21 protein-coding genes are annotated in these 24,689 nt (G+C 67.2%); 14 read left to right on the top strand and 7 right to left on the bottom strand.

The genetic code is table 11. From position 1 onward, the window contains the following. Position 1 precedes the first annotated feature (1 nt). Positions 2-631: an RdgB/HAM1 family non-canonical purine NTP pyrophosphatase gene (gene rdgB, locus AACH06_RS19940; protein WP_341427522.1), complete on the top strand. Its 630-nt coding sequence runs from the start codon at positions 2-4 to the stop codon at positions 629-631. Between the two features lie 175 nt (positions 632-806). Further along, positions 807-2,093, top strand: a complete 1,287-nt coding sequence (hemW, locus tag AACH06_RS19935) for a radical SAM family heme chaperone HemW (protein WP_341427521.1) — start codon at positions 807-809, stop codon at positions 2,091-2,093. 25 nt (positions 2,094-2,118) lie between these two features. Here hemW and metE read toward each other — a convergent pair whose 3' ends face one another. Further along, positions 2,119-4,479, bottom strand: a complete 2,361-nt coding sequence (gene metE, locus AACH06_RS19930; protein WP_341427520.1) for a 5-methyltetrahydropteroyltriglutamate--homocysteine S-methyltransferase — start codon at positions 4,477-4,479, stop codon at positions 2,119-2,121. A gap of 95 nt (positions 4,480-4,574) precedes the next feature. Here metE and AACH06_RS19925 point away from each other — a divergent pair, with 95 nt between their 5' ends. Then, a complete protein-coding gene (locus AACH06_RS19925) occupies positions 4,575-5,501 on the top strand; it encodes a LysR family transcriptional regulator (RefSeq protein WP_341427519.1) in 927 nt (308 codons plus the stop codon). 84 nt (positions 5,502-5,585) lie between these two features. Here AACH06_RS19925 and AACH06_RS19920 read toward each other — a convergent pair whose 3' ends face one another. The 3 genes from AACH06_RS19920 to AACH06_RS19910 form a co-directional block, all read right to left on the bottom strand. Continuing rightward, positions 5,586-6,683: a protein-glutamate methylesterase/protein-glutamine glutaminase gene (locus AACH06_RS19920; protein WP_341427518.1), complete on the bottom strand. Its 1,098-nt coding sequence runs from the start codon at positions 6,681-6,683 to the stop codon at positions 5,586-5,588. Positions 6,684-6,719: 36 nt separating this feature from the next. Next, entirely contained in the window at positions 6,720-7,421 is a 702-nt protein-coding gene (gene cheD, locus AACH06_RS19915) for a chemoreceptor glutamine deamidase CheD (protein ID WP_341427517.1), read from the bottom strand. Positions 7,422-7,487: 66 nt separating this feature from the next. Next, positions 7,488-8,357 (bottom strand): CheR family methyltransferase, encoded by an 870-nt coding sequence (locus AACH06_RS19910; RefSeq protein ID WP_341427516.1) that lies wholly within the window; start codon positions 8,355-8,357, stop codon positions 7,488-7,490. A gap of 220 nt (positions 8,358-8,577) precedes the next feature. Between AACH06_RS19910 and AACH06_RS19905 the strand changes: the two genes are divergently transcribed. The 4 genes from AACH06_RS19905 to AACH06_RS19890 all read left to right on the top strand — a co-directional run bounded on the left by AACH06_RS19905 (position 8,578) and on the right by AACH06_RS19890 (position 12,494). Then, entirely contained in the window at positions 8,578-9,303 is a 726-nt protein-coding gene (locus AACH06_RS19905) for a GGDEF domain-containing protein (RefSeq protein ID WP_341427515.1), read from the top strand. Next, complete coding sequence (locus tag AACH06_RS19900; protein WP_341427514.1) at positions 9,300-10,097, top strand: MinD/ParA family protein; 798 nt, start codon at positions 9,300-9,302, stop codon at positions 10,095-10,097. The genes AACH06_RS19905 and AACH06_RS19900 overlap by 4 nt, the downstream gene beginning before the upstream one ends. Before the next feature lie 11 nt (positions 10,098-10,108). Beyond that, the gene (locus AACH06_RS19895) at positions 10,109-10,522 is read left to right on the top strand and encodes a group II truncated hemoglobin (RefSeq protein WP_341427628.1); all 414 of its coding nucleotides are present in this window, start codon (positions 10,109-10,111) and stop codon (positions 10,520-10,522) included. 271 nt (positions 10,523-10,793) lie between these two features. Beyond that, positions 10,794-12,494, top strand: a complete 1,701-nt coding sequence (locus tag AACH06_RS19890) for an ABC transporter ATP-binding protein/permease (protein WP_341427513.1) — start codon at positions 10,794-10,796, stop codon at positions 12,492-12,494. A gap of 19 nt (positions 12,495-12,513) precedes the next feature. Here the strand turns inward: AACH06_RS19890 and AACH06_RS19885 are convergent, their stop codons facing one another. Next, entirely contained in the window at positions 12,514-12,726 is a 213-nt protein-coding gene (locus AACH06_RS19885) for a hypothetical protein (RefSeq protein ID WP_341427512.1), read from the bottom strand. A gap of 351 nt (positions 12,727-13,077) precedes the next feature. Here AACH06_RS19885 and AACH06_RS19880 point away from each other — a divergent pair, with 351 nt between their 5' ends. From AACH06_RS19880 to AACH06_RS19860, 5 genes are all read left to right on the top strand, one after another. Then, entirely contained in the window at positions 13,078-13,560 is a 483-nt protein-coding gene (locus AACH06_RS19880; protein ID WP_341427511.1) for a VOC family protein, read from the top strand. Positions 13,561-13,736: 176 nt separating this feature from the next. Further along, positions 13,737-15,068 carry a hypothetical protein gene (locus AACH06_RS19875; protein ID WP_341427510.1) on the top strand — a complete coding sequence of 444 codons (1,332 nt, stop codon included), beginning with the start codon at positions 13,737-13,739 and terminating at the stop codon, positions 15,066-15,068. A gap of 190 nt (positions 15,069-15,258) precedes the next feature. Further along, on the top strand, positions 15,259-16,128 hold the full coding sequence (locus AACH06_RS19870) for a CPBP family intramembrane glutamic endopeptidase (RefSeq protein WP_341427509.1): 870 nt from the start codon (positions 15,259-15,261) through the stop codon (positions 16,126-16,128). 67 nt (positions 16,129-16,195) lie between these two features. After that, complete coding sequence (locus AACH06_RS19865; RefSeq protein ID WP_341427508.1) at positions 16,196-17,527, top strand: SGNH/GDSL hydrolase family protein; 1,332 nt, start codon at positions 16,196-16,198, stop codon at positions 17,525-17,527. Between the two features lie 119 nt (positions 17,528-17,646). Next, positions 17,647-18,813 (top strand): FAD-dependent oxidoreductase, encoded by a 1,167-nt coding sequence (locus AACH06_RS19860; RefSeq protein ID WP_341427507.1) that lies wholly within the window; start codon positions 17,647-17,649, stop codon positions 18,811-18,813. A 28-nt stretch (positions 18,814-18,841) separates the two neighbouring features. Here AACH06_RS19860 and AACH06_RS19855 read toward each other — a convergent pair whose 3' ends face one another. Both AACH06_RS19855 and AACH06_RS19850 read right to left on the bottom strand, forming a co-directional pair. Next, positions 18,842-19,969, bottom strand: coding sequence for a hypothetical protein (locus AACH06_RS19855; protein ID WP_341427506.1), 1,128 nt, complete (start codon positions 19,967-19,969; stop codon positions 18,842-18,844). Positions 19,970-20,138: 169 nt separating this feature from the next. Beyond that, on the bottom strand, positions 20,139-22,097 hold the full coding sequence (locus AACH06_RS19850) for an AAA family ATPase (RefSeq protein WP_341427505.1): 1,959 nt from the start codon (positions 22,095-22,097) through the stop codon (positions 20,139-20,141). A 284-nt stretch (positions 22,098-22,381) separates the two neighbouring features. On the opposite strand from AACH06_RS19850, the gene AACH06_RS19845 reads away from it, so the two are divergent. After that, the gene (locus tag AACH06_RS19845) at positions 22,382-23,716 is read left to right on the top strand and encodes an NAD(P)/FAD-dependent oxidoreductase (RefSeq protein ID WP_341427504.1); all 1,335 of its coding nucleotides are present in this window, start codon (positions 22,382-22,384) and stop codon (positions 23,714-23,716) included. Between the two features lie 129 nt (positions 23,717-23,845). After that, positions 23,846-24,622 (top strand): hypothetical protein, encoded by a 777-nt coding sequence (locus AACH06_RS19840; RefSeq protein WP_341427503.1) that lies wholly within the window; start codon positions 23,846-23,848, stop codon positions 24,620-24,622. Positions 24,623-24,689 lie beyond the last annotated feature (67 nt).

Genomic DNA, 24,689 nt, shown 5'->3' with positions numbered 1-24,689 from the left:
CATGCGGCTCGTTCTCGCTTCGAACAACGCGAAGAAGCTGGCCGAGCTGGGTCAGCTGTTCGCGCCGTTGGGCATCGAGCTGGTCACCCAGGGGTCGTTGGGCGTCAGCGAGGCCGAAGAGCCGCACCAGACCTTCATCGAGAACGGGCTCGCCAAGGCGCGGCATGCGTCCGCGATGACCGGGCTGCCGGCCATCGCCGACGATTCGGGCCTGTGTGTGGATGCTTTGGGTGGCGCGCCGGGGGTGCAGTCGGCCGTCTTCGCCGCGTTCACACCCGACATCGGCATGGACCGGGAGGCCCAGCGACGAGCGCAGGACGCCGCGAACAACCGACTGCTGCTCGACCAACTGGCGGGCAAGACCGACCGGCGCGCGAGTTTTGTCTGCGCGCTGGTCGCATTGCGCAGCCCGCAAGACCCGGAGCCCCTGATCGCCTTTGGCCGCTGGAACGGCCAGATCCTCGCCGAGCCGCGCGGCGAAGGGGGCTTCGGCTATGACCCGCTGATGTTCATCCCGTCGCTCGGGAACACGGTGGCCGACCTGCCCTCGGAGGTCAAGAACGCCAACAGCCATCGCGCCATCGCCGCGGCGCAGATGCTTGCGCTGATGCGCCAGGCCTGGAGAATCTGAGCCCCAAGCTCCGTGCCCGTCGGCGCCTTGCAGGCCGCGCCGGGCCAGTGGCCCGGCCCCTCGCCAGGCACGAACAGTCCACTGGACTGTTCATGTCCGGGCTCGGCCCCCGACGGGGTTAATGCAGCGGACCGGCAGCGCCGGATCCACGAGAGACCTTGGTTGAGTTTCCCTGATGAACCTTCTCAGTGCTGACAAGTTCCTGCGGCCGGGCACGCTGCGGCTCGGCGCGCCGCCACCGCTGTCGGTCTACGTGCACCTGCCCTGGTGCCTGAAGAAGTGCCCGTACTGCGATTTCAACAGCCACGAGTTTCGGGGGCCCCAGACGTCTTCGGCATCGGCGGCCCCCGCGAGGGCGCCAGTCTTGATGCGGCCGGAGGGTGGTTCCGTGGCAGGCCGACCGCATCGCGACCTGCCGGAACAGCAGTACCTCGACGCATTGCGCGCCGACCTCGAAGCCAGCCTGCCGCTGGTCTGGGGCCGAACGGTGCAGACCGTGTTCATCGGTGGCGGCACGCCCAGCCTGTTCTCACCCGCCGGCATTGAGCGCTTGCTGTCCGATCTGCGGTCGCTGCTGCCGTTGGCGCCGGGCTGCGAAATCACGATGGAAGCCAACCCCGGCACCTTTGAGCGTGAGCGCTTCCGCGCCTTTCACGCCGCCGGCGTGACCCGCCTGTCGATCGGTGTCCAGAGCTTCAATGACGAGAAGTTGAAGGCGCTCGGCCGCGTGCATGACCGCGCGCAGGCGCTGGCCGCCATCGAAGAGGCCGCCAGCACCTTCGACACCTTCAATCTCGACCTGATGTATGCGCTACCCGGGCAGACGCTGGACGAGCTGGAGTTGGATGTTCGCACGGCGCTGGGCTTTCAGCCGCCGCACCTGAGCCTGTACCACCTGACACTCGAGCCCAACACGGCTTTTGCAGTGAGGCCACCCGTGCTGCCCGACGAGGACACGAGCGCCATGATGCTGGATCGCCTGGTGGAGCTCACCGGCGAAGCCGGGTTGCAGCGATACGAGGTGTCGGCGTACGCGAAGCCGGGCCATCGCTGCGCGCACAACCTCAACTACTGGCAGTTTGGCGATTACCTCGGCATCGGCGCCGGCGCTCATGGCAAGCTGAGCTTTCCGCACCGCGTGCTGCGCACCGTGAAGTGGCGCGAGCCGGCCCGCTACATGGCCGAGGCGATCGCCGGCCGCGCGAGCTCGAATGAAGACGAGGTGGCGCGCAAGGCGCTGCCTTTTGAGTTCATGCTCAACGTGCTTCGCCTGCGCGATGGCTTTGAAGAGGCCTTGTTCGGTGAACGCACTGGTTTGCCCCCGTCAGCCATCGCTGCGGGCCTGAAGACCGCCCACGACAAAGGCCTGCTCGAGACCCTGTCGGGGCCGTCCGGCCCGGTCATTCGCCCGACCACCCTGGGCTTCGATTTCCTCAGCGACTTGCAGGAAATTTTCCTTTAGCAGAAGGACCGAGCCCTTCTCGCCATCACAGCGCTGGCGCCACGTGGCGTTCCCGGGTGGCTTGTTGCGCCAGCTCGTCGCGCAGTTGCTTCGCGGCCTGCACCATCTGCTGCAGCGCGGCGGTGGCCTCGGCCCAGGTGCGTGTCTTCAATCCGCAGTCGGGGTTGACCCAAAGACGCTCCGCCGGCACCACCTCGGCCGCCTTGCGCAACAGGCGAATCATCTCGTCGCTGTCGGGCACGCGGGGTGAGTGGATGTCGTACACGCCCGGCCCGATCTCGTTGGGGTAGCGGAAGGCACCGAATCCGCGCAGCAACTCCATGTCCGAACGGCTGGTCTCGATGGTGATCACATCGGCGTCCAGCGAAGCGATGGCAGGCAGGATGTCGTTGAACTCGGCGTAGCACATGTGGGTGTGCACCTGGGTGTCGTCGCGAACGCCGCTGGTGGCCACCCGGAAGGCCCGGCATGCCCATTCCAAGTACGGCGGCCAGTCGGCCTGCCGCAGTGGCAACCCCTCGCGCAGGGCCGGTTCGTCGACCTGGATGATGGCGATGCCCGCGGCTTCCAGGTCCTGCACCTCGTCGCGCACCGCCAGCGCGAGTTGCAAGGCGGTGATCGAGCGAGGCTGGTCGTCACGGACAAACGACCACTGCAGCATCGTGATGGGGCCCGTCAGCATGCCCTTCATGGGGCGCTTCGTCAGGCTTTGCGCATGCTGAGCCCACGCCACCGTCATTGGCGCAGGCCGTTGCACGTCGCCGAACAGCAGCGGGGGCTTCACGCATCGTGAGCCGTACGACTGCACCCAGCCGTTGGCGCTGAATGCATAGCCGTCGAGCAGCTCGCCGAAGTACTCCACCATGTCGTTGCGCTCGGCTTCGCCGTGCACCAGCACGTCCAGGCCCAGCTGCTCCTGGGCGGCCACCGCCTGCGCGATTTCCTGCTGCATGGCTTCGCGGTAGGTCTCGGTGGCGAGGGTGCCCCGCTTGAGGGCCGCCCGCGCAGCGCGAATGGATGCGGTCTGCGGGAATGAGCCGATCGTGGTCGTGGGCAGCGGCGGCAGCTTCAGCCGATCACGCTGCAGGCGCTGGCGCCGGCTGAAGGCGCTGGGGCGCCGATCGGCGTGCGCGGGCAGCTGCGCCAGCCGTGCGGACACGGCGGGCCGGTGCACCCGCGGGCTCTGGCGGCGGGATTGGATGGCCGCCCTCGCTTCGGCCAGGTCTGACGCCACGGCAGCATCGCCCTTCAGCAGCGCACGCTTGAGGCATTGCAGCTCGGCCAGCTTCTCGCGCGCCCCCGCCACCCATCGGCGCAGTTCCTCGTCGAGCGCAGTGTCATCGCTGAGGCTGAAAGGCACATGCAGCAGCGAGCACGACGGCGCGAGCCACAGGCGCCCGCCGCGCCGCTCCAGCGCGGTCCGCAGCTGGCCGAGGGCCGCATCCAGATCGGTGCGCCAGACGTTGCGTCCGTCCACGATCCCCACCGACAGCTCGCGATCGAGCGGCAGCGTCTCCAGGACGTTGGCCAGCTCACCCGGTGCCCGGATGGCGTCCACATGCAGCCCGGCCACCGGCAGCCGGCAGGCCAGCCCGAGGTGGTCACCCAACCCGCCAAAGTAGGTGGTCAGCAGCAGCGACACATCCACTCGGCGCAGGGCTTGATAAGCGTGCTCGAAGGCTTGCGTCCACGCTGGCGGCAGATCCAACCCAAGGATCGGTTCATCGATCTGTACCCATTGCACCCCTGCGGCCGCCATGCGAATGAGCAGGTCGGCGTACAGCGGCAACAGGCTGTCCAGCAGATCCAGCCGATCGAATCCCGCTGACTTCGACTTGCCGAGCCAGAGAAAGGTGAGAGGCCCGATCAGGACGGGTTTCACCGGCAGCCCGAAGGCCTGCGCCTCGGCCAGCTCACCGAGCAGTCGCTCAGGGGCCAGCGAGAAGCGGGTGTCCGCGGCGAATTCGGGCACGAGGTAGTGGTAGTTGGTGTCGAACCACTTGGTCATTTCGAGGGCGTGGGTGCCCGTGCAGGTGGCATGGCCCTGGCAAGGCGCGTGGCCCGAGGTGGCGTCGGCGTCCACGCCCCGGGCCATCTTGAAATGGCGCGCCAAAGCCGGCTCGTGGCCGGCAAAGCCGAAGCGGGCCGGCTCGCAGCCCCACAGCTGGATGTGGTTGGCCACATGGTCGTAGTAGGCGAAGTCGCCCACCGTGAGAAAGCCCAACCCGGCGTCGCGCTGCAGCTGCCAGTGATGCTGGCGCAGTTGGCGGCCCACGTCTTCGAGGCCGGCGACATCCAGCTCGCCGCGCCAGTGCTGTTCCAGCGCTGTCTTGAGCTCGCGCTGAGCGCCGATGCGCGGAAAGCCGAGAATATGAGTCTGAATCATGATGAAACGAGTCTTGAATGAATCGTTTCTCATCATCGGAAAGTCAGGACTATGATTCAAGCGAAAGTTTTGTGGATTCAACCTGAACGCCATTCATGAACCAATCGCTGCTTGAATTGCGCCACCTGAAGACGCTGCTGGCCTTGCGCGAGGCGGGGAATCTCTCGCGCGCGGCGCAGTTGCTGAACCTCACGCAGTCGGCGCTCTCGCACCAGATGAAGGGCCTGGAAGAGGCCTACGGCGCGACGCTGTTTGAGCGCAAATCCAGCCCGGTGGCGTTTTCGGCGGCCGGGCAGCGATTGCTGCGGTTGGCCGATGCGGTGCTGCCGCTGGTCAGCGATGCCGAGCGTGATGTGGCCCGGCTCATTGGCGGCAGTGCCGGCACGCTGCGCATCGCGGTGGAGTGCCACACCTGCTTCGATTGGTTGATGCCGGCGATGGACGCGCTGCGCGCGCGCTGGCCCGAGGTGGAACTGGACATCGTCTCGGGCTTCCATGCCGATCCGGTCGGCCTGCTGCACCAGGACCGCGCCGAGCTGGCCATCGTTTCCGAGCTCACCGAGGCCGAGCCGGGCATCGTCTACAGCCCTTTGTTCAGCTTCGAGATCGTGGCCTTGCTGCCGCGTGGTCACGCGCTCATCGACAAACCCTGGCTCGAACCGGCGGATTTCGCGCCGCACACACTGATCACCTACCCGGTGCCCGACGACATGCTGGACCTGGTGCGGCGTGTGCTGCGCCCGGCTGGCGTGACGCCGCCACGGCGAACGAGCGAGCTGACGGTGGCGATGCTGCAACTGGTGGCGAGCGGGCGTGGCATCGCCGCGCTGCCGATGTGGGCCGTGAAGAGTTACCTCGACCGCGGCTACGTGGCGCACCAGCGCATCGGGCGCGAGGGGTTGACCGAGCGGCTGTATGCAGCCACGCCGGAGCGGCTGGCCGATCGGCCCTATCTGGCCGAGTTCGTGCGGATCATGCGAGAGACGTCTTTGCTGAACCTTCCGGGCGTCACGCTGTTGTGAGGCGGCTGGGCGACGCTCGGAGCGCGATCAAGGCACGGCGACACGAACGGAGCCGGTCGCCCGGCCGTCTCGGCTCTCGCCGCGTTACACGCGATGCAGCAGCGCGCCGTGCATCGAGCGCAGCTTCTCCATCAGATGCGGGGCGATGTCCTGCAGAGGCAGCACCTCGTGCGCAGCACCGTGCTGGATGGCCTCGCGCGGCATCCCGAAGACCACGCAAGTGGATTCGTTCTGCGCGTAGTTGTAGCTGCCGGCGTCGCGCATCGTGCGCATCGCCTTGGCCCCGTCGCCCCCCATGCCGGTGAGCATGATCCCGAAGGCGTTTTGCCCCACCACGCGGGCGGCCGATTCGAACAGCACTTCCACCGAAGGCTTGTGGCGGTTGACCGGCTCGCCGTCGCGCACGCGGGCCACGTAGTTCGCGCCGGATCGCTCGACGCTCAGGTGCAAGCCGCCCGGTGCGATGTAGGCATGGCCCGGCAGGATGCGCTCGCCGTCCACCGCCTCTTTCACGCGGATCTTGCACAAGGTGTCCAGCCGTGCGGCATAGCTCTTGGTGAAGCCGGGCGGCATGTGCTGGGTGATGACGACGGCCGGGGCATCGGCCGGCAGGTTGATCAGCACTTCCTTGGTGGCCTCGGTGCCACCGGTGGAGGCGCCGATGAAGATGATCTTCTCGGTCGACAGGCGGCCCAGCGGGCTGGGCGGCGGTGCGGCTGGCTTGCCGGCCGCCGGGGCATCGGCGGTGGCGGCGGCCGGCGTGGCGGGCGCCCGCTTCACGTGGGCCTTCGAGGCGATGCGGATCTTGTCGGTGATCTCCTCGGCCAGTTGCTTCAGGCCATCGGCCACACCGATTTTCGGCTTGGCGACGAAGTCGATCGCACCCAGCTCAAGTGCGCGCATCGTCACCTCGGCGCCGCGCTCGGTCAGCGTCGACACCATCAGCACCGGCATCGGGCGAAGGCGCATCAGCTTGGAGAGGAAGTCGATGCCGTCCATGCGCGGCATCTCCACATCCAGCGTGATCACATCGGGATTCAAGTTGCGGATCATCTCGCGTGCCGCGAACGGGTCCGCGGCGGTGCCGATGCACTCCATGTCGGGCTGTCTGTTGATGATCTCGGCGAGCAGGCTTCGCACCAGTGCCGAGTCGTCTACCACCACCACGCGGGTCTTGGCCATCTTGCTTTTTCCTTGGCTTGACGGGTAGGGCGTCGATCAGAACAGATCGATCGAGCCGCCGCCGGTGTTGGCCGGTGCCGCCTTCTGGGCGGCCACGCGGTCCTGGGCGATCAGGGCCTCGGCGTTCGCCGGAGCCAGGCGTTTGACCATGGCTTTGCCGCTGGCCGGGAGGAAGCAGACCTTGCGGGGGTACACATCCAGCACATCCTTGGAGACGATGGGAATCCGTTCAGTCGACAGGAAGTCCATCACGAACTTGGTGTTCCGCTCGCCGACGTTGATCGAGTTCATGCCGCTGATCACCGCGCCGCCGCCGAACACCTTGGCTTCCATCGTCAGCCGGGAGGCGCCGCGCTTCATCATCTCGTTGATCAGCAGTTCCATCGCGTAGGAGCCGTAGCGGCCCGAGTCGCCGGCGCCATCGGGCAGCATGAAGTGGTTCATGCCACCAACCCGGGCCTGGCGGTCCCACAGGCACGCGGCGATGCACGAGCCGAGGGTGGTCATCACGAGCAGGTCTTCCGAATCGCAGTAGTACTCGCCCGGCAGCACCTTCACCGCTTCGTTCTTGAAGTGCGCGTCGTAGAAAAAGAACGACGCTTCTCCGGCCTTGCGCGACTGAGCCTTCAGCCGTTCCAGCCGGGGCGTGCGGCCGACGATGCCACTGCCGGCGCCCAGCGCTGGCGGTGGCGCTGAGCGTGCGGCGCCGGGAGAAGATGCTTGGGGCAAGATGGCCATGGAGGGACCCTGGTTCGCTGAATGGTCGGGAATCGGTGGAGTCGGCGTGTTGCGCTGGCAGTGGCGCTACACCCGCTTGTAGATCGTCTTGCCCTGCAGGTGGAACAGGTCTCGCGAATCGGTGAAGTTCTCGGAGTGGCCGACGAACAACAGGCTGCCCGGCTTCATCACGGCGTGGATTCGCTCCAGCACCTTGCGTTGGGTGGCGTGGTCGAAATAGATCATCACGTTGCGGCAGAACACCATGTCGAAGGGCTCGCCCAGCGACCAGTGCCCGCTCATCAGGTTGAACGGCTTGAAGTCGATCAGCTTGGAAAGCTCGGGCTTGACACGGATGAAACCGGCGTTCGCGCCCGTGCCCCGCATGAAGTGCTTCCTCAGCCGCTCGGGTGACAGGCCGCGCGAGTCGGCGGCGTAGACGCCGCGCTGCGCGGTGGCCAGCACCTTGGTGTCGATGTCGGTGGCCAGCAGCTTGGCGCCCGTGCCCGAGCCCAGCACTTCCGTCAGCACCATCACGATCGAATAGGGCTCTTCGCCGGTCGAGGCGGCGTTGCACCAGATGCGCGGGTTGCGCACCGAGCCGCTCAGGCCCTTCAATGCGTCGGCAAAGACGTGAAAGTGATGTTCTTCACGGAAGAACGATGTCAGGTTGGTGGTCAGGCAATTGATGAACTCTTGCCATTCCTGGTCACCGGAGGGCCCACTCGCGCTTTCGAGCCACTGCAGATAGTCTTTGAAGCTGCGGTGGCCGGTCTCGCGCAGCCTGCGGGACAGGCGGCTGTAGACCATCGCGCGCTTGCCATCGTGCAGGCTGATGCCGGCGCGCTGGTAGATCAGCTTGCGCACGCGTTCGAAGTCGGCCGACGCGAAAGTGAACTCCTGGTCGATGACTTCGTTGTCGCCGTTGCGGCTGGGGGCGTCTAGCAATGAGCTCATCGTGGTCTAGGGCGCGGCGGCGGATGGGTGCGTAGGGATCCCAAGGTCGTTGCCAGACCGTGGGCGCGGAACGAGACACATGGGCAAGTCTGATCGCCCCAGCGCTGGATGGCGGCTGGAGTTGAGCCCGGTTCTCCCGGCTTTTTCGGCACGTGCGCTCCAAACCCGCACTGCTAGACTGCGCCAAACTTGATCAGCCTGCCTCATATTTCACGCACTCGTGACCGCCTCCGCCCCCTCTCCAGCGCCCGACCGCGCCACCTTGCGGGTGGAGCAGGCGTTGCAGTTGTTGGCGCAGTCCGGCCATCCGCCCCTGCCCGGCGCCCCCGGCAGCGTGGCGTGGCTGCAGGGACTGATCGACGCCTTGTGCGATTTGTCCAGCCGGGATGCCCTCACCGGCCTGGCCAACCGGCGCAGCTTCGAGGCCGCGCTGGGCCGTGAAATCGACCGCGTGGCCCGCTCGGGCGAGCCCGCGCTGCTGCTGCTGCTGGACATCGACCATTTCAAGCGGGTGAACGATAGCCATGGCCATCCTGTGGGCGATCTGGTCATCCAAGCGGTGGCCGAGGTGTTGCGTGACACCGTCCGCCCCATGGATCTGCCGGCACGCATCGGCGGCGAAGAGTTCGCGATCATCCTGCCCAACTGCGCCCCGGCCTTCGGCGAAACCGTGGCTGAGCGGGTGCGGCTGAAGGTCGAGTCGCAGATCGTCAAGATCGGCCCGGCGCAGACGCTGGGCGTGACGGTCAGCGTCGGGGGCGCCTATGCGCCGCAGTGGGTGCGCTCGACGGCCGGCCTGTGGAAGGAGCGCGCCGATTTGCAGCTCTACCGCGCCAAGGCCGAGGGCCGCAACCGCACCTGCCTCGAACCGACGCCGGTGTCGCTGGTCAGTCCGGAAGAAAAAGGCTTGCTGTTCGGCACATCGAACTTCGGGGAATTTGAATGAACACCGCGGTGCCACCGGCTCCTTCGCCCAGCTCTTCACGACGGGCGCACATCACCGCCATCACCAGCGGCAAGGGCGGCGTCGGCAAGACCTTTCTTTCGGCCAATCTCGCCGCTGCGCTGGCGCGCCAGGGCGAACGGGTGCTCGTGCTCGATGCCGACCTGGGGTTGGCCAACCTCGATGTGGTGCTGAACCTGTTTCCCAAGATCACACTGCACGATGTGTTCACGGGCAAGAACACGCTGGAGCAGGCCATCGTGCCGGCCCCGGGCGGCTTCCATGTGCTGCTGGCGGGCTCGGGCATGGTCGAATACTCCAGGCTGACGCCCGAGGTGCGCGACCTGCTGGTCGACGTGGTCGAGAAAGTGCGGCCGCAGTTCGACCGCATCCTGCTCGACACCGGGGCCGGCATCTCGGATGTGGTGCTCTATACCGTGTCGCTGGCCGACGATGTGCTCATCGTCACCACGCCCGAGCCCACCGCCTTGACCGACGCCTACGCCACCATCAAGGTGCTCGCCACCACCCAGCGCCGGCGCGACCTGCGCCTGCTGGTGAACCAGGTGACACGGCCCGGTGATGGCCGCACCATCCGCGGCCAGTTGCAGCAGGTCGTCGACCGCTATGTGACGCCGGGCCTCGAAGCACCGGTGAAGCTCGAGTTCCTGGGTGAAGTGGCCACCGACAAGACGGTGCGCGAGGCGGTGACCCGCCGTCAACTGCTGCTCGAGGCCTTCCCTGGCTGCCCCGCCGCACAAGGGGTGGTGGCGGCCGCCACCCGGATGGTCGCGTGAGCGCCAGCGAGATGGCGCCGAGCGACGACGACGCACCGCCGCCCGGGCCCACGCCGTTCGAACGGCTGGGTGGCGAAGAGGGCGTGCAAGCCCTGGTCGACCGTTTCTACGACCTGATGGACCTGGAGCCGGCATACGCCGTGCTGCGCGGCGTGCATGGCTCGGACCTGCACAGCGCGCGGCAGAAGCTTTTCTGGTTCCTCTGCGGTTGGCTCGGTGGCCCGAACCACTACATCGAACGCTTCGGCCACCCGCGCCTTCGCGCTCGACACCTGCCGTTTTCCATCGGCCAGATCGAGCGCGACCAGTGGCTCGCCTGCATGTACCAGGCGATGGCCGAGTGCAACGTCGAGCCGGCACTGCGCGAGCGGCTGGAGAAGTCGCTGTTCGACACCGCGGACTGGATGCGCAATCGGCCCGGTTGAGCTGGCGAACGATGATCCAGGCACGGATGCAGCCGGTGAATTGCCGGCTTGCCGCTTGACATCGGACAAGTCCGAGCGGCGTCGTCTGACATGAGGGGAGGGGGCGCGACCTTAGGATGCCCGTGGCGATGTCGCCGCGATACACGGGGCCGATCCAGGCGAGCCGATGTCCACTTCCACGACCGCGGCGCAAGCTGCCCCAACCGACCCTGCGAAAAGCCCTGTGCCTGGACCGGCGAGGCGCCGGCTGCCCCGTCCGCCCAAGCTGTCGATGGCTGCGTGGCGGCAGTTCATGGCGGTGGCGAAACCGTATTGGCTGGGTGACAAGAAGAAGTCTGCGTGGGGCCTGCTGGCCTTGTTGATCGTGTTGATGCTCGGCGAAACGCAGTTCGCCGTGATGCTCAACGATCAGGCTGGCGAAATGACCTCGGCGCTGTCGGCCAAGGATGGCCCGCGCTTCTGGCAAGCCGTGCGCATGTGCCTGCTCGTGCTGGCGTTCGCGGTGCCGATCTACGCCTTTTACTACTACATGCGCGATGCCTTCGCCAACCACTGGCGGCGGTGGCTCACTGGGCGCTTTCTCGATGGCTACTTGAACGGCCGCAAGTACTACGAGCTCAACAGCAGCGGCGACATCGACAACCCCGACCAGCGCATCAGCGAAGACATCAACACCTTCACGGGCCGGTCCATCCACTTCCTGTTGATCTTCCTCGGCTCGGCGATGCAGCTGGTGGCGTTCAGCGCCGTGTTGTGGTCGATCTCGCACACGCTGGTGGCGTTTCTCGCGGTGTATGCCACGGTGGGCACGGTGGTGGCCTTGTGGGTGTTCGGATCGCCGCTGATCCGGCTGAACTTCTGGCAGCTGCGTCGTGAGGCCGATTTCCGCTTCAGCCTGATGCGGGTGCGTGAAAACGCCGAGTCGATCGCGTTCTATCGCGGCGAGCCGCAAGAGCGGCAGCTGATCGAGAGCCGGTTCGATGAGGTGTTCAGCAACTATGCCGCGCTCATCAAGAAGCAGCGCTCCTTGAACCTGTTTCAGCGTGCCTTCAGCCAGCTGACCCTCGTGGTTCCCAGCGTGATCCTGGCTGAAGGCGTGTTGTCGGGCGAGCTGGAGGTGGGCCGCGCGGTGCAAGCTGCTGGCGCATTCACCGCGGTGCTCAGCGCGGTGGCGTTGGTGGTCGACAACTTCGAGAGCCTCAGCCGCTTCGTCGCCGGCATCGGGCGGCTGCACGCGTTGTCGGAGCTGGTGTTGAAGACAGAGGGCTCGTCGCCTGCGCCGCTGAGCCCGGCCGGCTCACGCATCGACAACCGAGAGGGCGATGTCTTCATGCTGGATGCGATGACGCTCTACACGCCGAATGCAGAGCGCTTGCTGGTCAAGGAACTCAGCCTGTCGCTCAAACCGGGGGAAGGTTTGCTGATCACCGGGGTCAGCGGTTGTGGCAAGAGTTCGCTGCTTCGCGCGATAGCCGGTTTGTGGCACACCGGCAGCGGGGTGGTGCAACACCCACCCCTGGACAAGGTGTTCTTTCTGCCGCAGCGCCCCTACCTACAAAACGGCAGCCTGCGCAGTCAACTGATCTACCCGGGCAAGCAGACGAGCCTGGACGACGAGCGCTTGCTGCAGATCCTCAACGAAGTGCGGCTGGAAGAACTGGCCGATCGAGTGGGGGGGCTGGATGCCGTCCACGATTGGGAGAAGCTCCTGTCGATCGGCGAGCAGCAGCGCCTCGCCTTCGGCCGGGTGCTGGTCCGCCAGCCTGAGATGGTGATCCTCGACGAAGCGACCAGCGCGCTGGACAGCGCCAGCGAAGCCGCGCTCTACCAGCGCCTGCGTGACAGTGGTGCCACCATCATCAGCGTGGCCCACCGGGCTGCGGTGTTGCGCCATCACACCCAGGTGCTCGCGCTCACCGGCGGCGGCGCCTGGGAGCTGCACGACGCCGAGGGCTACCGGTTCGACGGCTGAAACGCCGTCATGGCTGGCGCTATCGGCGCCGCACGTCGGGGCATGCGTACTCGCGCCCGATGGAGGATTTGGCCAGGAAGTAGTTGTTCCGGGCTCGGTCGCTCAGCAGATCGAGGTCGACCCGACCATGGCTGTCGCATGGGAAAGACAGGGCACGGCCCTTGTCGAACAGCGATGCGAAGCGCAATTCGAACTGCTCATCACGCTCGGTAGAAACACTGAGTCGAGTCAACACAACATCCCTCCTGGGAACAGCCAACCAGACGGCGGAGGCGCCCTCGACGGGGCTGCTCTTTTCCTAGGTCGACGAGACCACAGCTTGCCCCGCGGGGCTTCTGGAATCGTTCAACTTTCGTCAGCAAATGTTCATTTCCGATGTGACGTGCTGCAGCAGCGACACGAAGGTGTGCAGCTCGTCACGAAGCACCTGCAGACCCAACGCGGGGGCGTTCGCCGCGGCTGACGAGCGGGGGCGTTGTTACAAGTGAGTCGAGCCTGATGTCGAGTCCGGGAGGCCTCGTTCGTCGTGCCAGATGGAAGCGCGGGGCGTTTCCTTCGCACAACCTCTACAGGAGCCCGACCAATGAGCCAGACCACTGCCGTTCCGCCGCCCATCGGGGCGATTCCGTACCTCACCATCCGCGGCGCTGCCGATGCGATCGCGTTCTACCAGCGGATCTTCGGCGCCGAGGTGGTCGAGCGCCTGGACGACCCGGCCGGTGCGGTGGTGCACTGCCAACTGAGGGTCGGCCCCGCCAGCTTCATGCTGACCGAAGAGCGCCCCGAGATGGGCGCGCTGAGCCCACTCACCGTAGGAGGCACTTCGACTGCGGTGACCTTCTACGTGCCCGACTGCGACCAGGTCGTCCAACGTGCCATCGAGGCAGGCTGCAAGACGACCATGCCGTTGATGGACCAATTCTGGGGCGATCGGGCCGGCGGGCTGATCGACCCCTTCGGGCACAGCTGGATGGTGGCCACCCACCGCGAAGACCTCAGCTCGGCACAGTTGCAGCAACGCTTCCAGGAGGCGATGGCCCAGCACGGCGCAGATTGCGGCGGTTGACGCCGGCGGGGCGCGGCGTGGGTGCACCGCCGCCGATGCCCTGGCACGAAAAGCCCATCGACCGGTGAGGCCCGTGTCATCACCCCTGCGGCGCGGGACGGCACAATCGCCGCCACTGTCGTTGGGGGTGCAAGATGTATGGGTCCTCATGCAGCGGCGTGGGTTCACGTCGCCTCATGTGGCGGCTGAGCGTCTGGTGGATGGGGGTGGTGATGGCCACCACGCTGGCGGCCGGCGCCCACGCGGTTGGCGAGCCGGGCTGCCTCACCTTGCCCCGGGAACTGCCGCCCGTGCCGCCGCTGCAAGCCCGCACGTCGGCGGAGGCCTTCACCTACGACAAGTGGGATGACTACTGCTACGGCGGCGCCGCCGTCAGCTGGACGGAGTGGAACGAAGGCACCGATTGGGATGCGGGCAGCCAGACGCTGACACGCAAGATCGACATCTACCGTCGCACCGACATTCCGCTCAGCGACTCCATTCCGCTGGTGCTGTACGCCCACCCGAATGGCGCGAGCGAAGAGATCCCGGTCGACTCGGCGCTGTACGACGCCTTGCTGATGAAGGTGCTCGCCGCCGGCATGGCGTTCGCATCGCTGGAGTCGCGCCACCCATTGAGCAGCTTCGTCGTCAAGCGGCCCGCCGGGCTGGACAAGCCCGAATGGCCTGAGCCCACCAAGGTGCCGGTGCCCAGCAATGACATCGCGACGGCCGTGCGATGGCTGAAGTTCAACCGCCGCATCTTCGGCATCGACCCCAATCAGATCGTTCTGGTGGGGCAGTCCCGCGGCTCGGCCGCACTGCTCAATGCGCTGCTGAACGAGCCGGCGCAGCCGCAATACAACGACTGGCGCTCCAAGTCGTCGAGCGTCCGCGGGGTGTACGTGGTGCAAGCGCAGACCAGCTACCTCGAATCCGAAGTCGGCCCGGTGTTCGTTCAAGCCAATGGCCCCAATGGGGAGCCGTACCGCTACTGGTACCACCAGGATGCCCCCGACGTCATCATCGACGTGGCCCGCAACATCCCGGGCAGCGCGGTACAACTGGCGCGCCTGAAGCCGCTGGACGATCTGGTGCCGGTTCACATGGCCTACGAGCAGCGCCCGACGCTGCAGGCGGACGGGCGCACTGTCCAGCCCCAGTGCTACGAAAGCCAGAACCGCAATCGCGCGTACCAGCAGTTCGACAACGACAACAACCCCAACACGCCGCCGATCTACGACGTCGACAAACTGCCCACATGCCCCGTGGACGGCCAGGGCGCGCGCCCCGTGTTCGATGTGCACGATCCGAACTACGGCCAGTATTTCGCGCAGGCCTACGCCGATCGGGGCGTGCCTCAACGCATCACCCGCTGTGTGGACGTGGGCCGAGACAACGTCGAGGGGCTCTACGCCGACTTGATGCCCTTCGTGCACAGCGTGCTGGACCAGCGCAACTTCGTGACCAGCTGTGAGGGCGGTGGCGTGCCCGCGCCCACGCCACCGGCCTCGATGCCGGCGCCTTGAGTGCTCGAGGAGCTGATGGCGCCGATGACGATGTAGGCGCTGAAGGCGCTGAAGGCGCTGAAGGCGCTGAAGATTGCCGCACAATGCGCGCCGCCGCGCGTGGCCCCATGGCTTCATGGGCGATGTGGCGCATGAGCCTGGGCACCGACGATGTGTCGAGTGCGGGCCATCACGAATCGGGGAGATCGTTGTGTACCTGGCCTATGGTCTGTTGGGTGCGGCTGTCGTCGCCGTGTGGCTGCCGGCATGGCGCGTGCAAGGCCGCGAGCTGCCGTCGTGGACGGTGCTGTTGTCCGCCGCCATCATCGCGGCTTGGTTCACCGGCATCGTCGATGCACGCGCTGTAGCGGGCCTCGGCGTGCTGGCGGGTCTGTGCGTGGTTGCAGCGCGGGCGCAGAGAGGGTGGCGCGCCGTCTGGATGGTGATCGTCCTGCCGCTTTCGCTCGCACTGTCGATCCATGCGGTGCCGGGCTTTCACAACCCCAAGGTCTTCGACGGTGTGCGCCTGTCTGCCGATGCGCAACCCTTCACCCAGTACCTGAACTTCGACAAGGGCGCGGTCGGGTTGCTGCTGCTGGCCCTCTTCTGCCGTCGAGCCCCGCAACCGGGCGTGTCGCACCGGTGGGGTGTGGCCGCGCTCATCGCGATGGCCGGCACGGTGGCCACGTTGGCGCTGGGCATGGTGCTCGGCGTCGTTCGGTGGGACGTCAAATGTCCCGATGGCTTCTGGGTCTTCCTCATCGTGAACCTGCTGTTCACCTGCGTGGCGGAAGAAGCCTTCTTCCGTGGTGTGATCCAGGAGCGGCTGGCCTCGGCGGTGGGGCCCCGGCCGTGGGCCGTGCCCGCGTCGGTCGCGGTGTCGGCGGGCCTGTTCGCACTGGCGCATACCGGCGGTGGGCCCCGGATGATCGCCTTGGCAGGAGTGGCCGGTCTGGGCTATGCGCTGGCGTATGCCCGCACGCGTTCCATCGAGAGTGCGATTGGCGCGCACTTCCTGCTCAATGCGTGTCACTTCTTTGCCTTCAGCTATCCGGCGCTGGAGGTGGCAGCACGGAACTGACGCAACGCAGTACATGCGTTGGATGGCGCCGTCTGGCACCATCGACCGGTTGTACAAGGAGTTCTCGATGCGTTGTTTCGCCACCTTGGCCCTGACGTTGGGCCTGGCGCTTCCTGCCTGGTCACAGGCCACCCTTCCCGCGCCGCTGCGCATCATGCCGGTGGGCGATTCGATCACCGAAGGTGGCGATGGTTTTGGCGGCTACCGCCGGCCGCTGTTCGACAAGCTCACCCCGGTCTGGGGCATGCCCAACTTCGTCGGCTCGCGCAACATGCGGCAGAGCGACCCGGCCGATTTCGTCGACCATGACGAAGACGGCTATTCGGCCTATCGCATCGAGCAGATCACCTCGGGCAAGGGCTTCTGGAATGCACCGCCCATCGAGGAGCGGTTGAAGGCCTGGGACCCGGCGGTGGTCTTGATCCACGCGGGCACCAACGATGCACAGCAGAACTACTACTTCTACGGCAACCCGAAGAAGGGCTTCCCGGGCGTGGTCGACCGGCTCGATGATCTGGTGTCTCGGGTGGTGGCCTTCAACCCGTCGATCTATGTGGTGGTGGCTCAGATCATCCCGGCCAATGCGCCGGCCAGTGACACCACGCAAGCCTATATCCGCGCCTTGAACGAGCGCATTCCCGCCTTGGTGGCGCGTCATCAGGCTCAGGGCCACCGCGTGTCGATGGTCGACATGTACACGCCGATGCTCGCGCACCCCAACCCGGACGGCATTCACCCGGGCCCGGAAGGCTACGCCGTGATGGGGGAGCAATGGTTCCAGGCGCTGATGGCGCTGGGCGTGGTGCCGACGAACCCGAACCCCGGCCGCTTCTGGGGCCTGCAGCATGCCGACCGCTACAGCACCTCGTCGTCCACGCCGTGGAACCTGCAGCCGAATCTGGTGCGCGCTGGCGCATCGAGCCTGGCTGGTGCGAAGACCACCGACTACCGCGGCAGCCACGCACCGGCGCTGTTGAACGACGGTTCGCTGGCGGGCTTCTCGAACGACGCCGACTACACCTCGACCACGACCTTCACGCTCGCCACGGCCCAGGCGCCGCGCGGCTACGACATCACCCGAATTCGAACGGCCGCGGGTCTGCCCAGTGCGGACAACGGCGACGAGCGCTCGCACCAGGCCTACGAGGTGTGGTGGTCGTCGGTCGATGCGCCCGATGTGTTCAATCAGCTGGCCGATGCGCACCACATCCTGGTCAACGTGGCCGAGCGCGCTTCGCAGATCACGCTCACCCGCGAGGACGGCGCACCGATGGCCCGTGGCGTGGCCCAGGTCCAGTTCCGCTTCAAGCAGCCGCCGGCGCGGCAGTTCGGCTTCATCGGCATCGAGAGCCCCACGCCCTACCGAGAACTCGAAGTCTTCGGTGCGCCGACGCCCTGAAATGGCCGGCTGAAGCGGCAAGCGCTGCGGGCCCGTGCCTGCTTCGACACATGCCGCTGACCGGCGGCGCCAGCTGCCTGGATAATCGGGCGCCTTTTTTGTCGAGCACGGTGCGCCCCATGCAACGCCGAACCTTTCTCAGCCGCGGCGGTGCCGCCGTGGCGGCCGTGTCCCCTGTCGGTCTCGCCTGGGCCGATGCCGGGCCTTCCGTGTCGGCGCCCTGGGCACCGCCCAGAGCGCTGGCGCCCGTGCGTGCGGTGGCTGATCGGTTGATCGACATTTCGGTGTGCACCCGCCCTTTCCGTCCGCAGGGGCCCCGCATCGAGGCCGAACGGCGTGGCGGCAAGACCATCGTTCACAACTACGGCCACGGGGGCAGTGGGTGGTCGCTGTCCTGGGGCTCGGCCCAGTTCGCGCTGCCGATGGTGCTGGCCACTCGCGAAAAGCAGGTGGCGGTGGTGGGCTGCGGCGCTATCGGGCTGACGATGGCGCGTGTGGCCCAGCGTGCCGGGCTGCGGGTGAAGATCTACGCCAAGGATCGGCCGCCCGAAGTGCGATCGTCCGCCGCCACGGGCGTGTGGTCACCCGATTCACGCATCTCTACCGAAGAGCATGCGACGGCGGAGTTCGTGCAGCGCTGGGAGTGGATGGCGCGGGCCTCGTTCAAGACCTACCAGAGCCTGCTGGGCCTGACGGGGGACCCGGTCGAGTGGCATGACGGCTATGTGCTGTCGGACCTGCCGTTCGACCAGCCGCTGCCGCCGCCGCCGATCGAAGACATCGAACCTGACTACCCCGATCTGGAATCGCGCATCCGCGAACTGTGGCCGCGCTCGGTGCCGTTGCGCGCCCACGAGCACCCGTTCCGCGTGCCCCACGTGCGCCGCTACACGCAGATGGTCTACAACCTCTCGGTCTACTCTCGCCTGCTGTACGACGATTTCTTGCGCGAAGGCGGCGAGATCGAGCACCGTGAGTTCGAGCACCCCCGGCAGTTCGCCGGCCTGCGCGAGCGCACCATCGTCAACGCCACCGGCTATGGGGCGCGGGCGCTGTTTGGCGACGCGTCGATCGTGCCGGTACGTGGACAGACGGCTCGCCTGATTCCGCAGCCGGAGGTGAACTACAACCTCATCTACCGCGGCCACAACCTGGTGATGGTGTCGCGGCGCGACGGCGTGCTGGTGCAGGCCATGGGTGAGCGCGATTTCGGCAATGAAAGCGTCGAGCCCGACCGCGCCTTGTCCGAGGCGGCAGTCCAGAGGCTGGCGCAGTTGTTCAGCTGACGGCGCTCGTCCGCGCGGTCAGCGCCGCTCAGTGCTGGGCCGAGGCGCTGTGAGCGTCGACGACGCGCTCGCCACGGTCGGTGGCGTCGGTGCCACTGCCTGTCGGTTCACCGATCGTCGATGACGCCTGGGCGTGCATCGCCTTGTTGCCAGCGGCATCGCGCTCGCGCATCGCGGCATTCGCCGCGTCGGCATAGACCTCCGGCTGGTGCAGCACACCGACCAGGACGCCCGGCAGCTTCACCACCGAACCCACCACGTCGCCCACGCCGAACACCTTGACCAGCACGTCGCCGTTCAGGGCCAGCGACACGACATGCGAGCGGGCCAGCGCGCGCGCGGCCGGGAGGTCGCCGTGGGCGTGGCGCTTGAGCAGCGTGGCGTCCAGCCCCATGTCGCCAAACACGACGGCATAGGCGCCGTACTTCACCGCGAGGTAGTTCGCGATGGGTGAGCCCATCGAATAGCCCACCAGTTCGATCGAGCGGATGGCCTCGTCGCACAGCACTTCGGTGTACAGATCGTCAGCCAACCGCAACTGGGCGTTGCCCGTGCCGAACTTCGCCGCCAGCACGCCGCCCAGGTCGGTGAGCACACCGCCCCAACCGTCCCGCTCGGCGAACGGCCGGTCCATGCCCTTGAACAGCATCAGCGCATGACCGCTCGCATCGTCCTTCAGCACATAGCCCGAGAGGCCGCTGTCACCGTCGTCGAACTGCTGGTAGGGGCGCAGCAGCAGGCCGTCCGCATTCAGCGCCGTCAAGGATTCGCGGCGCGAGTCGTAGAACAGTTCGGTGTAGACCGCGGGCACCCGCAGCGGATCGATCGCGCTGCGTTGCTTGGACAGCTCGGAGGGCGTGGGCTCGTGCGCGCGACAGGGGCGTTGCGTGGCCGTGGCCGCACTCAGCGGCCGAAGGATGGAGGTTGGATTCTCCTGCGGCGCGGGCGCAGCCGCTTCGCGAATGGGCGGGAGAGTTGGCGAAAGGGTGGGCGACGCCGTGGTCGATGGCGCTGTGGTTGCCGGCGCGGTGGCCGGTGGTCGCGTCGCGCAGCCGGGCAGCACGCACAGCAGCGCTGCAGCGAGCATCCACCCGATCGGCCTGATCTGGCGGACGGTGAATGGCGCGTGGCCATTGAAGGCGGGCGAGTCTGACATGGTGGCAGTATCCGCAGCAAGCGGCACTCGACGCCAGCAAAGCTCATGCGCGCAGTGGGGCGACGAAACTGTTCACGTATGTTGTGCGCTGGTGTAACGGCCCGCGCCTCACCGCGCTTCACCGCGCTTCACCGCGCTGTCATGGCGGCCCAAGAAAGGTCGACGCGCGCTACGCCGCGAGGGCCGCCGCTGTATCGGCATGCGCCGCTGCGTCGGTCTGCGCCACGGCATCGATCTCCGCCGCGGTGGCCCCATCCAACAGCGCCTTCAACGGTTCGCCCGACAGCACGTCGGTGCACAACAGCTGTTGGGCCAGTGCATCGAGGCGCCGCCGTTGCGTGGTCAGCACATCGCGGCAGGTGGCTTGCGCCTGCTCCAGCAGAAGCCGGGCTTCGTCGAGCACCTTGGCCTGCACATCGGGGCCCAGCAGCTCTTTGGGGATGCCCGCGACGCTCAGCAACCCGAAGGCGTTGGAAAAGCCCAGTTGGCCGACCATCTGGATGGCCAGCTCGGAAGCGCGCTTCAAATCGTCGGAGGCCCCGCTGGACACACTGCCCAGCACCATCAGCTCGGCTTCCCGGCCGGCCAGCATCATCGCCAGGCGGCTGACCAACTCACCCTGGGCATAGAGCGGGTCCTCGGTGTCGCGGGTCATGTAGGTCACCCCCAGCCCCGGGCCGCGCGGTTCGATCGTCACGCGTTCGATGCGCCCCGCGTGGGTCCAGTGGCCCACCAGAGCGTGGCCGGCTTCATGGTAGGCCAGGCGGTGGCGGGTGGCTTCGGTGAGCAACTCCTTCATCGGCGACACCTCGCCGCCCAGCAGATGCGTCTCCACCGCGCGAACCAGGTGGTCGGGCGTGACGCTGTCGGCGCCTTGTTCGGCGGCGTTGGAGGCCGCCTTGTTGACCACGTTGGCGATCTCCGCGGGCGACAGGCCCGAGGCGATGCGCGCCAGGGTGGCGCAATCGGCATGCCCGTCATGCTTCACCTTGCTCAGATACAGCTCGAACAGGGCCTGACGCTCGGGCAGCGTCGGCTTGTTGAGGCGCACCAGCATGTCGAAGCGCCCGGGGCGTCTCAGGGCCTCGTCGATGTTCTCTTCATGGTTGGTCGCGGCGACCACGACCACGTTGTCCATCGCATCGAAGCCATCCATCTCCACCAGCACCCGGTTGATGATGCGGTTCATTTCGGACTCGGCGCCGCCGCCCGGGCCGCCGGTGGCGCGCTTGCCAATGCCGTCGACCTCGTCGATGAACAGCACGCACGGCGCATGCTGGCGGGCCAGCTTGAACAGTGACCTCACCTTGGCCACGCCAGCGCCGTAATAGGTGGCCGTGAAGTACGAGCCATCCACAGCGATGAAATGCGCGCGGCTTTCACCAGCCAGCGCCTTGGCGAGCAAGGTCTTGCCAGTGCCGGGCGGGCCCACCAGCAGCACACCTCGCGGTGCCGCAGCGCCGAGCTTGGCGTACTGGGCGGGATCGTGCAGGAAAGCCTTCACCCGGTTCAGGGCGGCTTTGGCCTCGTCGTTGCCGATGGCGTCGGCGAACTGTGTCTGCGGTCGCGTCGCCAACGTGCTGGCGTGCTGGCCGGCCTGCGTCTGCAGGCGGGTCAGCAGCAGCAATCCACCGCCGATCACCAGCATCAACAACAGCGGCGGGGTGGCGGATTCGACGGCGCCCAGCGTGCGCTGGCTGGTGCTGCGGCCGTCCACATCGATGCCCACCAGCGTGAAACCGGCGGCGACGCTGCGCTCGCCGATCCCGTCCAGCACGGTGCCGGCGCAGCCGAGCGCGGAGCAGCCCGGCACCACCGTGCTGGCCTTGTCTCCGCTTGCCAGGGTGTACAGCACCAGGCCCGTCTTGCCGTTGGCGATGCCCACCGACTTCAACTGGCCAGTGTGGGCCGCCTGGGCGAAATCGGACACCGGCCTGGGCTGGCCCAGCCAAGCGTCGGGGTCTTGCTCGAAGGCCAGCGCCGCCGCGTCTTTGCGTGTTCGGGTGTCGAGCGCGGCGTGTTGCCACAGCCATGCCAAGCCCGCCAGGGCCAACAACACCGTGCCCGCGACGCCGGCCGCGCGTGGGTGCTGACGCCCGAGTTTCAGAAGTTTGTGCCAGAGGGTCATGGGTGGAATCGGTGGGGGCGCGGCGAAAGAAGACGAAGGGCGCCAGAGACGACCGGCGTGGCCTGGCGGCAGTCTGCGCCGGCGCACGCGGGTGTGGTCTGCGAAAGAACAGGCCGCACACCGGGCTAACCGGCCCGGCAAGGCGCCCGGTCGGGCACGCCATGTGCCCCGCGGGCCTGCTGCCGGGCCCGGCTGGGCTGGGAAGGGCGCCGCCCAGGCGGGCTCGGGTGTCCGCTGGTCATCTGATGAGAAAAATTCGGTGGTGTGGGCCGGAAAATTGGGGTATGTCGACGCCCGAGCTCATCGCCCACTACCCCGCCAGTTGGTACGCCGCCACGCGCACCCACACCGAGGGCTGGCCCGTGCTCAAGGGGAAGCTCCGTGCCGATGTGGCCATCGTGGGCGGTGGCTTCGCGGGCCTGCATCTGGCGCGGTTGCTGGTCTCGAAGGGGCGGCGCGTGGCGCTGCTGGAGCGCCAGCGCGTCGGCTGGGGAGCCTCCGGGCGCAATGGCGGCTTCGTCAGCCCGGGCTTTGCGGAAGACTCGGCCGCGCTCATCCGGCAACTGGGCGCCGACGCGGCGCGGCGCCTGTTCGAGCACAGCCGGGCGGGCGTGCAACTGGTGCAGCAGGCGATCGATGAGCTGCAACGGCCGGACATCTTGATGGGCCGCGGGCAGCTCACTTGCTGCCGCACCGCGCAGGGCCCCGGTTTCGATGACGAAGTGCGGGCGCTGGCGCAGCAACTGGGGGCATCGTTCGAGCCCTGGAGCGTGGCCCAGGTGCAGGCGCAGATGACGACCTCGCGCTACCACCAGGCAGTGCACGACCCTGAGGCGTTCCAGATCCACCCCTTGAACTTCGCGCTGGCGCTGGCGGCGGACATCACCCGCCGCAACGGCCAGATCTTCGAGGGAAGTGCCGTGCGGTCGATCGAGCGGCATGGCGCGGCCTGGGTGGCCCGCACCGCCAAGGGCAGCGTCGAAGCGGCCGAGCTGGTGCTGGCCGGCAACGCCGACCTCGGCGCGCTGCATGGGCCCCTGGCACGTTCGGTGTTGCCGGTGGCCACCTATGTGGCGGTCACTGAGCCGCTGGGCCCCCGGTTGGCCGAGTGCGTGCGCTGGCCCGGTGCCATCACCGACACCCGCCGCGCATGCGACTACTTCCGGGTGGTGGATGGAGACCGCCTGCTCTGGGGGGGGCGCATCACCACCGACACGCGCGAGCCTCGCCGTCTGCGCCATCTGATGCGCGAGCACATCCTGGCGGTCTTTCCTCAGTTGCGTGAGCACGGCGGCGTGAAGATCGCGTTCGCCTGGCCGGGCATCATGGGCTACGCCGTTCACAAGATGCCATTCATCGGCCAGTTGGAGCCGGGCCTGTGGATGTCTTCTGCCTATGGCGGCCACGGGGTTGGGCAAACCGCAGGCGGTGCCTTGCTGCTGGCCCGGGCCATCACCGAAGGCGACGATGAGTGGCGGCGCTACCAGGCGTTTCCGCTGCGCTGGGCGGGCGGGCCGCTCGGGCGGCTGGCCACGCAGGCCACCTACTGGTGGATGCAGGCGCGCGACCGCTGGGATGAGGCACGCCCGCGATCGGCTGCTGCATTGAGACGCCTGTAGACGCCGCGGCCCGCGGCGTGGACGATCGGGTACGACACAGCGACGAACTGTGGCGTTCCTGGAAAGGGCCGATTCCAGACTGGCGGGGTGCTGACAGCACGTTCAAAGCCACTCTCGACATCGACCACCATGAACCACTTCCGCCTTTCGCCACACCAGTCGCGACACCACTCGTCACACCACCGTTCGCGCGCGGCCCGCGCCGGCCTGCTCGCGGTGGCGCTGGCTGCCGCCTCGCTCGTCCATGCGCACGATCACCCCGCCGACGGCATCCAGAGCGCCGGCAGTGCGGCCGTCAAGCCGGCGCACGACATCTTGCATGCCCGCATCACCACCAAGGGCCGCGTCGCCATCTTCCACATGCACGTGGCAGGGCAGGCGGGTGCCATCAAACCGGCGGCGACCGGGCAACTCGCGGGCAGCACGGTGCACTCGTATGTGTGGCCCACCACCATCGATCCTGCCGCGGTGGGCTTTGAGCCCCGCAGCGGCACGCTGGCGCTGGCGGTCACCTCGCATCCTGATTTCGACGACACGCCCTTGTTCCCTGCGCCGCTGGGGGCATGGCATTCGCACTGGGTGGTGCTGCAGCCTGATGATGCCTGCGGCCCCGGGGCTCTCAAGGTGGTCGACATTCCGCCCGGCACCACACCGAAGTTGCCCAAGACCTGGCCCGGCCTGCCGCTGCTGATCGACAGCCCCGGCTGGGCACCGAGGTTTGACGGCCCGTCGCTGGAGGTGCAGGTGCCGTTCGACGACATCGGGCTCGTGCAGGCGGCGTCGTTCGATGCCGTCACCGCCGCGCTGCGTGTTCACGCCAGCATGCACCAGCCTTTGCTGTGTGTCGTCGATGTCTTCAAGGTGGCATCGGGCAAGCTCACCCTGCCTGGGCGCGTCGACCGCTGAGGCTCCGGGCGACGATCGTCACTTCGCCAGACTGGAAGTGACAATCTGCAGACTTCGGGCGGTTCGT

Origin of the sequence: Ideonella lacteola (assembly GCF_038066555.1) — a bacterium.
Taxonomy (GTDB): domain Bacteria; phylum Pseudomonadota; class Gammaproteobacteria; order Burkholderiales; family Burkholderiaceae_C; genus Ideonella; species Ideonella lacteola.
The sequence above is the reverse complement of the archived record's forward strand: the minus strand, read 5'-3'. Positions and strand labels throughout refer to the sequence as shown.

Coding starts and splice junctions, on each gene's coding strand:
- AACH06_RS19845 (WP_341427504.1), top strand. CDS start 22,382: ATGTCGACGCCCGAGCTCATCGCCCACTACCCCGCCAGTTGGTACGCC.
- AACH06_RS19925 (WP_341427519.1), top strand. CDS start 4,575: ATGAACCAATCGCTGCTTGAATTGCGCCACCTGAAGACGCTGCTGGCC.
- AACH06_RS19910 (WP_341427516.1), bottom strand. CDS start 8,357: ATGAGCTCATTGCTAGACGCCCCCAGCCGCAACGGCGACAACGAAGTC.
- AACH06_RS19900 (WP_341427514.1), top strand. CDS start 9,300: ATGAACACCGCGGTGCCACCGGCTCCTTCGCCCAGCTCTTCACGACGG.
- AACH06_RS19920 (WP_341427518.1), bottom strand. CDS start 6,683: ATGGCCAAGACCCGCGTGGTGGTGGTAGACGACTCGGCACTGGTGCGA.
- AACH06_RS19895 (WP_341427628.1), top strand. CDS start 10,109: ATGGCGCCGAGCGACGACGACGCACCGCCGCCCGGGCCCACGCCGTTC.
- cheD (WP_341427517.1), bottom strand. CDS start 7,421: ATGGCCATCTTGCCCCAAGCATCTTCTCCCGGCGCCGCACGCTCAGCG.
- AACH06_RS19865 (WP_341427508.1), top strand. CDS start 16,196: ATGCGTTGTTTCGCCACCTTGGCCCTGACGTTGGGCCTGGCGCTTCCT.
- AACH06_RS19840 (WP_341427503.1), top strand. CDS start 23,846: ATGAACCACTTCCGCCTTTCGCCACACCAGTCGCGACACCACTCGTCA.
- AACH06_RS19875 (WP_341427510.1), top strand. CDS start 13,737: ATGTGGCGGCTGAGCGTCTGGTGGATGGGGGTGGTGATGGCCACCACG.
- AACH06_RS19890 (WP_341427513.1), top strand. CDS start 10,794: ATGGCTGCGTGGCGGCAGTTCATGGCGGTGGCGAAACCGTATTGGCTG.
- hemW (WP_341427521.1), top strand. CDS start 807: ATGAACCTTCTCAGTGCTGACAAGTTCCTGCGGCCGGGCACGCTGCGG.
- AACH06_RS19855 (WP_341427506.1), bottom strand. CDS start 19,969: ATGTCAGACTCGCCCGCCTTCAATGGCCACGCGCCATTCACCGTCCGC.
- AACH06_RS19850 (WP_341427505.1), bottom strand. CDS start 22,097: ATGACCCTCTGGCACAAACTTCTGAAACTCGGGCGTCAGCACCCACGC.
- AACH06_RS19880 (WP_341427511.1), top strand. CDS start 13,078: ATGAGCCAGACCACTGCCGTTCCGCCGCCCATCGGGGCGATTCCGTAC.
- metE (WP_341427520.1), bottom strand. CDS start 4,479: ATGATTCAGACTCATATTCTCGGCTTTCCGCGCATCGGCGCTCAGCGC.
- AACH06_RS19860 (WP_341427507.1), top strand. CDS start 17,647: ATGCAACGCCGAACCTTTCTCAGCCGCGGCGGTGCCGCCGTGGCGGCC.
- rdgB (WP_341427522.1), top strand. CDS start 2: ATGCGGCTCGTTCTCGCTTCGAACAACGCGAAGAAGCTGGCCGAGCTG.